The sequence below is a fragment of the Desulfobulbaceae bacterium genome (genome assembly GCA_015231515.1).
Lineage (GTDB): Bacteria > Desulfobacterota > Desulfobulbia > Desulfobulbales > VMSU01 > JADGBM01.
Map to the genome: position 1 here is coordinate 1 of JADGBM010000092.1, position 11,901 is coordinate 11,901.

Here is an 11,901-nt window from a genome sequence, read left to right on the forward strand (position 1 = left end):
GATGCATGCCATTTAATAATTATACTTGTGTCATGCCAGCGGTCGTGCGATAAAGCGGGGGGTTGCCCTGCATAGTAGAGATTTTTTTCGGTAGATACTATTTTGTGATGGGGCCCAGACTTGGGTGAAATAACCATCTTTTGAGTGGTTTTAAGAGTCGCGTGAGAGCTTTACCTGTCTGATTTTGGCAACAAAGGCGGGCGCCCACTCCGGAGTGCTTAAGGCATGGATGTGCGTATAGAGAGCGAGAACATTTTTATAGACAAGGCCATCTTTTCCTTCGGCAAAACCAGTGCCACGTTCCATGGTCAGGGCGAGTTCGGGTGACTCCTGAGGCCAGTTGGTGACTTTACTGTAACGGAACTCATGGCCGGTTATCCGGGTGCCAATTGGATAAATGGGATTATGCGCCGTGGCTGTCAGAATTGTGTAGCCGTGGGCCTGCGGCTTTTTCTGCATGGCAAAAGAGGCTGGGAAGACTCCGGTTAGTGGGTAGGCCTCACCATTGACCTCAATACTATCGCCAAGGTATATCAAGCCGCCGCACTCAGCATAAACAGGAAGTCCTCGGCTGATTTTTTCTTTGAGGGATTTTTTGAAGGCCTTGTTTGACGACAGGCCGTGCACATTGGTTTCGGGGAAGCCACCGCCAATGTAGAGGCCGTCAATCTCCGGCAGTGCATTGTCTGTTAAGGCATTAATTTCAACAAGAGTGGCTCCGCAGCGTTCTAAAGCAGTGAGGTTTTCGGGGTAGTAAAATTGAAATGCGGCGTCTTTTAAAACACCAATTGTCACGATAGTGCCATCATCGTTATGGCATTGCTGGTAAATACCGGCAGGGGTGGATGACGGCACAAAAGGCTCTGCCATCTCAACAAGAGCCGTTAGGTTAATATGTTCTTTTATTAAAGCGGTGAGGTCATCTAAGGCGTCTCTACTGCCATCATACTCCTGACAAGGTGTTATGCCGATATGGCGCTGGGGAAAAATATCGTAGGTGAGGCGAGGCATGGCACCTACAACAGCTATGTCTGTGTAGTGTTCTATGGCCTGACGTATTATTTTTTCATGTCTGGCCGAGCCTATCCTGTTTAATACAACTCCCTTGATCGTAATGTCCGTGCCCATGGCAACACAGCCTAATAGAAGTGCTGCTGCGGTTCTGGTCATCTTGGTACAGTCAAGAACCAGGATGACGGGGAGATGAAGTATGGCGGCCAGTTCGGCAGAACTGTACGAACCGGAGATGTTGACGCCATCAAAAAGGCCACGATTGCCCTCGATAACAATTAATTCTTTCCCGGTAGAATGCTCGGAGCAGGATTGATAGATTAACTCAGGACCCATTAAATAGGGATCGAGATTGTAGCAGGGGGAGTTTGCCGCTAAATGCAGCCAGCCGGCATCAATATAATCAGGCCCCTTTTTAAAGGGGGCTATTGTTGTGCCTAAGCTGGTAAGAGCAGCTGTTATCCCAACAGTGATAACACTTTTCCCGGAGCCTCCCGAAAGACCGGCAATAAGAAAGCCCTTTGTTGTGGATGTGGAATGTGTATCGTTAGGCATGGCAAATAGTAATGGAATTTTTTTTAATTACCGTTGGGCTCTCAGGTGTCGTGCTGAATACGTTACATGCAATCAACCAAATTATCAGACAATCTGCAAGCGAGAACAACGAAGAAAAAATTGCAAAAAGTCGTGTAACAGAAGACAGCAGCCTTGCTAAATAACTGATCGATGATTACCTATGAGAAAATGTATCTTCATGGTACCGCTGGTGAATCCCCTTTTTACATGACTGTCTCTCCTGAAGTTGTATTAACAAAGTCGTTACCACTTATAAATGAACATAAAGGACTCAAACTATGGCAGATAAAGCAACCAAAGAAAATATCCAGGAAGTTATCGAGGAGTTGGAGAAAAAATGTAAGGAATATCCTGATAATTTTATAGCGCACCATCATCTAGGGCTAGTTTATAGAAAGGCTGGAAGACATCAAGATGCTATTCGGTCGCTTGAGAAAGCCATTGAGCTTGACGAACATTCTGCTGACTCGTATGTGAATTTGGGCTCGATTCATTTTGAACTTGGTGATCTTGATAAGGCAATGGATATCAATAAAAAGGCGCTGACTTTCTTGGTCAAATCGCCGGAGGCCCACGCCAATATCGGTCTTATTCATCAGCAGAAAGGTGAAATTCAAGAAGCAATTGATTCGTATACCAAGTCAGCTGCAATTGACCCAAATGTTGCCTACACCTGGGTAAACCTTGCCTCGGTACATATTATGGCAGAAGATTTTGATGCGGCTCTGGTTGCTGCTCAAAAGGCCGTGAAAATTGACCCAGATTTTGCGATGGCAAGGAATAATCTCGCTGTTGCCCATTACTATAAACAAGATTTTAAGGCCGCCAAGAAAGAGATGGATATTGCTATAGAGGCTGGCTATCAAGTTGATCCGCGCTTTAAACAAGCCGTGGAGGCTGAACTCTAATATTATGGCACGAAAATCCGGAGATATAAACGTTAGGCCCTGGTGCCCATTTTGTGGTCAGGATGTGGCGCGCCCCGAAGAGCCAGAGCAGCGTAAACTGGAGGAGTTCACCCTTGGCAGTTGTCAGTGCGGTGCGATATATGTCTGTGATCAGACAGGTCACAATATCGGTGCTGCCATGGTTGAGTGCCTCCTTGCTGCTGTTGGGGACAACCCTGAACTTGCCTGGGATCTTGATCCTGAAGAAGATTACATGACCGGGCGTGTTGAAAACTATGACGAGCAGACCCATCAGGTTGTTGATAAGGGTAATATTGATGGACGTTCGGTGCGGGGTGTCTTGTTTTTTGTCCGACTTAACAGAGATATCGCTGAACTGACCACTAAGATTACAGGAAAGGGCAAAGGAAGCACCACGAGTCTCTTTATCCCTGCGATGGAGCCCCTGCGGGACCCAAAACGACAAAAGGTTCGAGCAACTAAAATACAGGTTAAGAATCTGGCCGATCAGCAAGATGTGGATGGGTTGGTGGATCTTGTCTTCGATGATCCTAAAACCCTGCGTTATATGCAGCGTCTTCTTTATGATCCTGATACTGATAAACGATGGATGTATGCCGATTCGCTGGGCAAAGTGTGTGCTCGATTTTCGACAAGAAAGCCTGGGGCTGTCAGTGACCTTTTGCATAGGCTTTTTGAGGCCTGTTCCGATTCGGCGGCAACGCATTGGGGACTGCTTGAAGCCATTGGCTCAATAATTGCCGAAAGGGCAGATATCTTTGGCGCCTTTGCCCGGCACCTGTTGATGTACAGAAGTATAGCCACAACCAGGGTTCAGGCAATCTGGGCACTTGCTGAAATTGCCCAGAAAAGACCAGACATAGTTCGTGCTACCCCATTTTACAGTCTTTTTGATATGATCGGGCATCGGGATCCATACACTCGAGGTCATGCCGCATTACTTTTTGGCCGTATTAAGGCCGTAGAAGTTAAATCGAAACTTGAAGGACTGCTTGAAGATGAAAACCAGTTTATTTATTATCATGACGGTAAACCAACTCAATTGACAATTGCAGAAGTTGCCAAACAGGCAATCGCTCAAATAAGTAACGAGGATTAAAATGGCAGAAAAGAAAGAAGAAAAGGATGAATCAGGAAAAAGTCAAGCTCAGCTGGATTATGAAAAGGGCAAGGAGTTTTTGAAGGAAAACGATTTGGGACAGGCTGCAAATGCCTTTCACAATGCCTTGATAGGTTATCAGCAGGATGGCAATGAAAATGGTATTGCTAATATCTATGATAATCTAGGAGATATTTGTCTTCAGAGGCAGGAATATCAGAAAGCCCATGAGCATTTTGATCGTGCCTATGAGATATGCAGCAAAAGCAAGGATCGTTTCAGTATGTTTTCTCTAGAACAGAAAAAAGCGAATTTGTATTGTCAGAGTGGCGATTATGATGAGGCGATTAAACGTTATCTGGAAGTGATTGATGAGCATACTGCTCTGCGTAGTCCACAAGGGGCTGTAGATGCCCTTGAGATCCTTGCCGGTATCTACCTTAAAATTAATGAGAACGCCAAAGCTGCCGACTGCTATAAAACTATGGCTTCAATTCACAAAGGGTATAAGCATCATCGAGATTATGAAAAGTATATGAAGTTGGCTGAGGAAATTTCGATCTGATGGTGGAAGTATAAAAAAAAGGCATAAAAAAAAGCAGAGATATTTCTCTGCTTTTTTTTATGCCTTTTTAAAGCAAAAAACAAATAAATTGTCTTAAGCTTCTGAGGTCGCTTTAGACATACGACCCTTAAGGACGTACATTGTTGTACTGCCACTTGAAAAGAATTCTAATTTGCCTTCTTTTACTAAGTTGTTTGCTACGTTTTTGATTGCGCGCGGTTTAGCATCAGGGTCGCAAGCATAAAAATCTTTGATGTAAAGAGCTGGTTTTGGAGCTTTTTCTGCTTTCAAAAGGATTGCAGCTTTCAATTCGTCATCACTTAATGCCATTTTCGTTCTCCTATCTGTTTATGTTTGTAGATAGTATCATTGAGGTACTACAGTGTAATAGGTAACAACAAGCAAGGCGCTTGTAAAGGATAATACAAGCGCCTTGTTGTTTAAATATCGTCAGCTATTACTTGATATGGCTGGTAAATTTAAATTGAGTAGTTGTTCTCCAGGTATCGTAAGCGAGTCGATAATCATCAACACTCTTATTGGTAAAAGGAATACCAGTTACTTCAAAGAATTTCTCCCAACCAATTCGTGCACACCAGTCTGCAACACGCTCATATTTACGAGCACCTTTTGCATACGCTTCAACAATCTGCTTAATGGCGTCTACTGTTTCAGGCCAACGTGGTGGTGTGTTTGGCAAGAAAGGGATTACCAATTTTGAGAATGCTGGAACTGTTCTGGCGTTGGAAATTTTACCACCGACTAGAATAGCAATACCGTCACCATCAGGATCAGCAAGTGGCATCGCAGGGCACATTGTGTAACAGTTACCACAGAACATACAGCGGTCAGCATTTACAGTTACAGATTTGACTTCTTCACCTTTGCTGTTGGTTGCTTTCATCGGCTTAACAGCGCCAAGAGGACAGGCTGAAATAGCTAATGGCAATTCGCAAAGGCCAGAAATTGCATCATGATCAACCATTGGTGGTTTACGATGTACACCAAGTATAGCGATGTCTGATGCATGAACGGCTCCGCACATGTTCAAGCAGCAAGCAAGTGCAACACGCAACTGAGCTGGCAGTTTCATGGATGTGAAGTAGTCAAACAACTCATCCATAACTGCTTTAACAACACCCGAAGCATCTGTTGCAGGAGTGTGACAATGAACCCAACCCTGAGTATGTACTGGGTTTGATATAGATGCGCCTGTGCCGCCGATTGGAAATTTTCCGCCTCTGCTGGCAAGGTCATCAAGAAGTGGCTGAACTTTAGCTTTAGAGTCAACCATGAACTCAACATTGTTTCGTGTTGTGAAACGTAAACTTCCTTCACAATGAGTGTCAGCAATGTCACACATTTCACGAATGAGTTCAATACTGATCAATCGAGCAGATGCAACACGTACTGTGTAGCACTCAGCACCAGTCTCACTTACATGTACAAGTACGCCTGGTTGAATAATCTCATGATAAAGCCATTTACCAAAATTTTCTTTAATTACTGGTGGAAACATCCCCTCATAATGTGGGGGTCCAAGATCTGTGATTCTATCTACCATCGGATTTTCTGGATCGTAACCCATAATATTACCTCCTTAAGTTCTGAAATATCGTTAATGCTTAATTTATGAATAGTTTAATCGATTATTGAGCGTGACGTTTTCTGAATTCAACAACATCACGTTCAAAACCACCTTCAACCTCTTCTTCTTTCCAGAATACGTATGGGTTTGAACGTGGCTCTTTAACATGCTGTGGAATGGCGTCTATATTCATAACGCTTAAGAATGTTGGAAGACCAATTCGCTGCATTGTTTCACCAACACGCTCACGGTTTTTACCAACTTCCATCCACCAGTCCCAAATGCTCTCAATAACTTCGATAACTTCTTCAAAGTCGTTGTCAGGATTAACATCGATAAAAGGAATGATCAAGGTAGCAAACTGGGCGCCATCAAGAATCGGGGCTTTTGCTCCAACAAGCACTGACGCACCCTGCTGTGTGCCAGGACGCAACGCTTTAGGCATTACGTTCAAGCAATGCATACAGCGATTGCAGTTGCTGTTGTCTATCTTCAACTCGTCGCCTTCCATCCACATACATTCAGTTGGGCAAAGATCAATTACTTCTTTTTTAATGCTGAATTTACCCCAGTCTCTGCCAGCGTGTGCTCCGCCGTTTGGAGGTGTGGTGCCGTTGATGTATGCTTGAACTTCAGCCTGGTTAATGCGAATATCATCTTTCCATGTACCAATCAAAGCAAAGTCGGATCGGGCAATAGCAGCAACACAATCGTTTGGACATCCGGAGAATTTGAATTTGAACTTGTAAGGGAAGGCTGGACGATGAATCTCGTCCTGATAATGCTGGGTCAAACCGTTGCAGGTTGCCTGGGTGTCATAACATGCCCATTCACAACGTGATTTACCTAAACAACAGGCAGGTGTTCGTAGGTTTGAACCAGAACCACCGAGATCCTGTCCGATGTCATGAGTCAGATCATAGAACAATGGCTCAAGGTTAGGTGTGGTGGTTCCAAGAAGAACCAAGTCACCTGTTGAACCATGCATGTTTGTCATGCCTGATCCGTATTTTTCCCACAAATCCATGATGGCTCTCAGATGTTTCGTTGAGTAGTACTTACCTGATGGCTGCGCAAGTCGTACTGTATGGAAATGTGCAACTCCCGGGAATTGTTTAGGAACGTCTGAGTAACGTCCAACAATACCTCCACCATAACCAAAAACACCAACGATACCTCCGTGTTTCCAGTGTGTTACTCTGTCTTTGTAAGACAGTTCCAATTGGCCCAAAATGTCCCAACATTCTGGTTTTTTTTCGGCCTGACGTTTGATGTCAGTTACAAAACTTGGCCATGGTCCACTTTCGAGCTGGTCCAGCATCGGCGTATCATGCTTTGGCATTTTCCGTTTCCTCCTATAGGATCTAAATTGAAAAAAACTAATTTCCGTAATGTTATTAGCTGGTTGTGCTATTAATAAGACGGATTAAATAAATTAACTATAAAATGAATAGTTATTCAGAAAAAGCAATCTATCCAGCTGGTTGTGCTTTGTCAATAAAAAATGAGAATGAATTTTTATTCTAAAAAAAAAGTTTTCAAATCAGCGCTATTTTCTCCCTTTTTGTATGATATTATTTCTCCTGTCTTGCGTTAAAATTGTATCTATGATATTTTTTCGGTTGTTTAAATCTTTGTCATAGCGTTGTTTTGGGTATCAATACCTATTGGACGGGTGTTTTTTTTAACATTAAATTATGTGACACAGCGCATTGTTGATATCACAACGTGCGCTGTGTTGAGATGGAAGAGGTGTTCTAGTGAAAATGAAAATTTTAGTCGCTAATCGCGGTGAAATTGCATTGAGAATAATCAGGGCCATTCAGGAGCTCGGACATACAGCTGTTGCCATATACGAAACTCCTGATAAAGAAGCGATTCATATTCGGACTGCCGATGAGGCTATCTGGATCGGAAATGGGCCAAGGTGTGATTACCTCAGTATTGACACCATTATTGCTGCTGCTAAAAAATCTGGATCAACGGCTATTCATCCAGGATACGGTTTTCTTGCTGAAAACCCCGGGTTTGCTAAAGCCTGTGAAGAATCGGGTATTACCTTTATCGGCCCGAATAGTGAGGTAATTGAAAATCTTGGTAACAAGGTTGTTGCCCGTAAGATTATGGCTGATGCTGGTATCCCCATGGTTCCAGGTACCGATAATCTGAAGGATGGTGCTGACGGAGTTGCTGAGGCTGTTGCCTTTGGTAAAACATATGGATACCCGATCATGCTTAAGGCAACCTCTGGTGGTGGTGGCCGTGGTATCAGACGTATTGAGAATGAGCGAGAGCTGATTGAATCAATCCCGCTGGCTCGTGCAGAGGCTAAGGCTGCATTTAATGATGGTCGTGTTTATCTTGAGAAAGTAGTGCTGACTCCCAAACATGTTGAAGTGCAAATCCTGGCTGATTCATTTGGAACAACGGTTCATCTCGGAACTCGAGACTGTTCTATCCAGCGTCGTAACCAGAAGCTGGTTGAGATAGCCCCTTCTCTAATAAAGGACAAGGTCTTACTTGATACCATCTGTGACACTGCGGTACGTGCAGCTAAGGCTGCTAACTACACCAATGCCGGGACTGTTGAGTTTCTGATCGATAAAGACATGAAATTTTATTTCATGGAGATCAATACCCGAATTCAGGTTGAACATACGGTTACCGAGATGATTACTGGTATTGACATTGTTCGAACCCAGATTAAACTGGCTCTGGGCAAGAAACTGGCTTTTTCTCAGAACGATGTTGTTATGCGGGGACACGCCATTGAAGTACGTATCAACGCAGAAGACCCGCAGAACAATTTTATGCCTGAGGGGGGCAAAACGGTGAACGTATACCGTTCTCCAGGTGGCTATGGTGTCCGGTTGGATGGTTTTGCCTATCAGGGATACACCATACCTGAGGTGTATGACTCTCTCCTTGTTAAGCTGACTGTGCATGGTTACTCATGGAATGAAACGGTAGACCGTTTAAAGCGCTGTTTGTCGAATTATGTAATTGCCGGCGTAAAAACAACAATACCGTTTTACCTTAACGTTGTTCAGGATCCGGACTTCAGGAATGGCTCCTTTGATACTTCGTACATCGAGACTCACGAGCATCTTTTTAAGTACGAGGATATGAAGTCCGAGGTGAACAGGATAGCGAAACTAATAGCTGAGATTCATCATAAACAAGAAAACCCGTATGCTGTTTAGTGCCTTACAGATTATTTTCTTGCTTTTTTTTGCAAGAAAATAATCTGCGAAAGGCACTTATCCCGTTTATCGGGGTTAGTTCTTAGTTGTTAATCCCTATGTAGTGTAAAAGGGTGTTATATAAATTTTTTGTAAAGGAGTTACCATGGAACGTATTGTTCAAGGTATGAATATCAAAGAAGTTCTTTCAATCTTAAGGGGGGGGGATGGCTATTTTATCACCAACACTGCCCGAGATCTGTCCCAGTCGGATTTCAAAAATCGAATTTTACTTCACACCGATCTCCTGGCTGCCGAGGCAAGAGAGAAAGCGAATTATTTTTCACTTGAAATTACTGGTGGCGCCTCTGTTCATGTCGACATTTTAAGAAAGCAGGTTGATCCTTTTTTAAAGCTTGAACTTCTCCGCGAGAAAATGCCTAATACCATGTTCCAGACTTTGTGCAGAGGCATAAATCTGTTCGGGTACAGGCCCTATCCTCAAAACGTGATTCGGCTGGTTGTTCGTGAGTTTGCCAAGTATGTCGATGTCTGGCGTGTATTTGACTTTATGAATCATATCCCGAATATGCAGGCTGTTTTTGAAGAGGTCCAGGCTGCTGGACGTATTCTTGAGCCATGTATCTGTTTCTCAACAGGTCCCGAGCATACCGACGATTTCTATGTAAAAAAAGTGCAGGAAATTCTTGATGTCACGGGCGAGGATATTGTTCTGTGTATCAAAAATCATGGTGGGCTTGGAACACCTAAACGGATTGGGGATCTGGTGAACGCAATTATGCAGCGTTATCCTGACATTGCCATACATTATCATGGCCATAATACCGATGGTAATGATGTCGGCAGGATCACAGCGGCTGTGTTAAATGGTGCAAAAATCGTGGACGCAGCTGATCACGCCTTCTGTGGTTATTATGGCCCGCCACCAATCCTTACAGTTATTGACACCTTAAAGGATTATGGTATTGAGGCGGTTGGTGTTGATTCAAAAGCGGTTATCGAAACGTCGGAAGTGTTGCGCAATGAGCGGGCCCATTACGAATATTTCGAGTCACAATTTAAAGGGTTTCTTCCTACTGTGCAGATTCATAAACTGCCGGGCGGAGCAATGGGATCAAGTTTTGAGCAGGCGGTTAAAGGTGAATTTCTTGATAAAATGCCGGAAATTCTTCACAATGAGTTGCCGCAGGTGCAGATTGATCTCGGTAATTACTGGAGTGTAACCCCAGGTTCACAGATCTTGTGGACAACTGCCGTTAGTAATGTGTTGGGCGGCGATCGTTATGGCAATCCCTCGGGAGACCTGAAAAATCTACTCTTGGGCAAGTACGGGCCGTTTCCGTTTTATTCCCCTGCTGATTGGATTTACGAGAAGGTGTTCGGGCCGGACTGGAAAGCTATTCTTGAAAAAGAGGGGGGCCTTGACGATATCGAGGATATGGATATTGAAAAAGAGAGGGCTGCACTGGCCAAGCGCATTGGCAAAAAACCGACTGAGCAACAGTTGGTTACCTACCTGCAGCATCCAAATGATGCGGTTGATTTTTTCAAGTTTGAAGAAGAGTTCGGCTATACATATACATTACCGCCCAGTGTTTTCTTGCGTAGAGGTGGTTATGGCGTCGGCGAAACGATCGAGTTTAATGACCATTACGGCAAAAAGCATGTTATTGAAGTTGGCCCAAAGCAGCTGGATAAAGCAGAGGGTGAGTGGAATGTCTATCTCAATGTTGATCATCATCAGCGCGTATATAATTTCCCCGAAGAAGTTGCAGCTGGAGGAGTTGCAAAGGCCGTTGCGCTTGGCAAAGAAGAGATTGAAGAGTTGGCCAGCGCTGGTGATTTCAGAGCGCCATTTAATGCCAATGTCTGTGATATACAGGTAGAGGTAGGGCAGAAAGTTGCTGTTGGTGACACTTTGGCGGTTGTTGAAGCTATGAAGATGCAAACGCCGGTAATCAGCGGTGTGGCCGGAACGGTTGAAACTATCAGTGCAGAGCTTGGTAAGGCAATGAAACCAGGTGATAAGTTAATAAAGGTCAGGCTGGCTGAGTAGCTCTTCGATACATTTTAGCTGTAGTAATATACTAACCCCGATGAACGGGATAAGTGCCTTTCGCAGAGTATTTTCTTGTAAAAAAAAAGAAAATACTCTGTAAGGCACTAAAAAACGCCACAAGGAGATTGTACTTGTGGCGTTTTGTCGTATTATGGGCTGTCTTTACAAATCGCCAATAGTTATAACAGAGTTTTTGGAACCAAAGGGGTTGCCGGTGCTGTCAGGGTTCTCCGGGTCAGTCCACCACTCGCCATCCACCAGAAAAAGATACTCATAGCGCCCAGGTTTCAGGGTCACCATTTTTTTCCAGTTACCGTCCTTAAATTTTCTCATTTTGAATTCTGTGGTGTTCCAATTGGTAAGATCTCCGATCAGAAACACCTCGCTGGCATCAGGTGCAAAAAGTGAGAATTCAGTAGATGGTAGGCTCTTTTTAGCTGGTTTCTTTGCGACTTTTTTGGGAGCAACTTGTTTTTTTTGCTTTGCCACCGGGGGCTTCGTGGTTTTAGGTTTTGGTTTAGTTGCCATTTAAGATTTCCTCCTGGGCTTATTTGAAAAATCAACAACGCGATACCAACAAAAGTTCATAAATATTCTACCTTACGGCTCCTTATGCCATCTGGCTCACTAAAACGGCCAGGTTATTTTCTGACAATGGCTTAATTGTCTTTTAAGTCTGTCTCAAGGCCTATGATTTGTATACTATTTTATAAATCCTTTTTCAAATTTATATTTTGACCAATACCGCTCCCTTACGGGTAGCCAACGCATGACTCGGAGGCCATAGCTGGTCGCTACCCTTTACCATGCAGGGGACTTTCACCCCTTACTCTCTGCCGGCTTTTACCGGCGCTTTCGACCTGCCCCCTTA

At 43.9% G+C, this 11,901-nt stretch carries 11 protein-coding genes; 6 read left to right on the top strand and 5 right to left on the bottom strand.

Going from position 1 to position 11,901, the window contains the following annotated elements; genetic code table 11:
- Positions 1 to 150: 150 nt before the first annotated feature.
- Entirely contained in the window at positions 151 to 1,566 is a 1,416-nt protein-coding gene (locus HQK80_12495) for a cobyrinate a,c-diamide synthase (GenBank protein ID MBF0223022.1), read from the bottom strand.
- 11 nt (positions 1,567 to 1,577) lie between these two features.
- On the opposite strand from HQK80_12495, the gene HQK80_12500 reads away from it, so the two are divergent.
- The 4 genes from HQK80_12500 (at position 1,578) to HQK80_12515 (ending at position 4,180) form a co-directional block, all read left to right on the top strand.
- Positions 1,578 to 1,730: a hypothetical protein gene (locus tag HQK80_12500; protein MBF0223023.1), complete on the top strand. Its 153-nt coding sequence runs from the start codon at positions 1,578 to 1,580 to the stop codon at positions 1,728 to 1,730.
- 135 nt (positions 1,731 to 1,865) lie between these two features.
- Positions 1,866 to 2,495, top strand: a complete 630-nt coding sequence (locus HQK80_12505) for a tetratricopeptide repeat protein (GenBank protein MBF0223024.1) — start codon at positions 1,866 to 1,868, stop codon at positions 2,493 to 2,495.
- A 4-nt stretch (positions 2,496 to 2,499) separates the two neighbouring features.
- A complete protein-coding gene (locus HQK80_12510) occupies positions 2,500 to 3,615 on the top strand; it encodes a HEAT repeat domain-containing protein (GenBank protein MBF0223025.1) in 1,116 nt (371 codons plus the stop codon).
- A 1-nt stretch (position 3,616) separates the two neighbouring features.
- A complete protein-coding gene (locus tag HQK80_12515; protein ID MBF0223026.1) occupies positions 3,617 to 4,180 on the top strand; it encodes a tetratricopeptide repeat protein in 564 nt (187 codons plus the stop codon).
- A 93-nt stretch (positions 4,181 to 4,273) separates the two neighbouring features.
- Here the strand turns inward: HQK80_12515 and HQK80_12520 are convergent, their stop codons facing one another.
- The 3 genes from HQK80_12520 to dsrA all read right to left on the bottom strand — a co-directional run bounded on the left by HQK80_12520 (position 4,274) and on the right by dsrA (position 7,110).
- Positions 4,274 to 4,510 carry a dissimilatory sulfite reductase D family protein gene (locus HQK80_12520; protein MBF0223027.1) on the bottom strand — a complete coding sequence of 79 codons (237 nt, stop codon included), beginning with the start codon at positions 4,508 to 4,510 and terminating at the stop codon, positions 4,274 to 4,276.
- 127 nt (positions 4,511 to 4,637) lie between these two features.
- Positions 4,638 to 5,768: a dissimilatory-type sulfite reductase subunit beta gene (dsrB, locus tag HQK80_12525; GenBank protein MBF0223028.1), complete on the bottom strand. Its 1,131-nt coding sequence runs from the start codon at positions 5,766 to 5,768 to the stop codon at positions 4,638 to 4,640.
- Positions 5,769 to 5,829: 61 nt separating this feature from the next.
- Positions 5,830 to 7,110, bottom strand: coding sequence for a dissimilatory-type sulfite reductase subunit alpha (gene dsrA, locus HQK80_12530; GenBank protein ID MBF0223029.1), 1,281 nt, complete (start codon positions 7,108 to 7,110; stop codon positions 5,830 to 5,832).
- A gap of 418 nt (positions 7,111 to 7,528) precedes the next feature.
- On the opposite strand from dsrA, the gene HQK80_12535 reads away from it, so the two are divergent.
- Positions 7,529 to 8,971 carry an acetyl-CoA carboxylase biotin carboxylase subunit gene (locus HQK80_12535; protein ID MBF0223030.1) on the top strand — a complete coding sequence of 481 codons (1,443 nt, stop codon included), beginning with the start codon at positions 7,529 to 7,531 and terminating at the stop codon, positions 8,969 to 8,971.
- A gap of 145 nt (positions 8,972 to 9,116) precedes the next feature.
- Positions 9,117 to 11,027, top strand: a complete 1,911-nt coding sequence (locus tag HQK80_12540; GenBank protein ID MBF0223031.1) for a pyruvate carboxylase — start codon at positions 9,117 to 9,119, stop codon at positions 11,025 to 11,027.
- A gap of 165 nt (positions 11,028 to 11,192) precedes the next feature.
- Here HQK80_12540 and HQK80_12545 read toward each other — a convergent pair whose 3' ends face one another.
- Complete coding sequence (locus tag HQK80_12545; GenBank protein ID MBF0223032.1) at positions 11,193 to 11,558, bottom strand: isoamylase early set domain-containing protein; 366 nt, start codon at positions 11,556 to 11,558, stop codon at positions 11,193 to 11,195.
- Between the last annotated feature and the right edge of the window lie 343 nt (positions 11,559 to 11,901).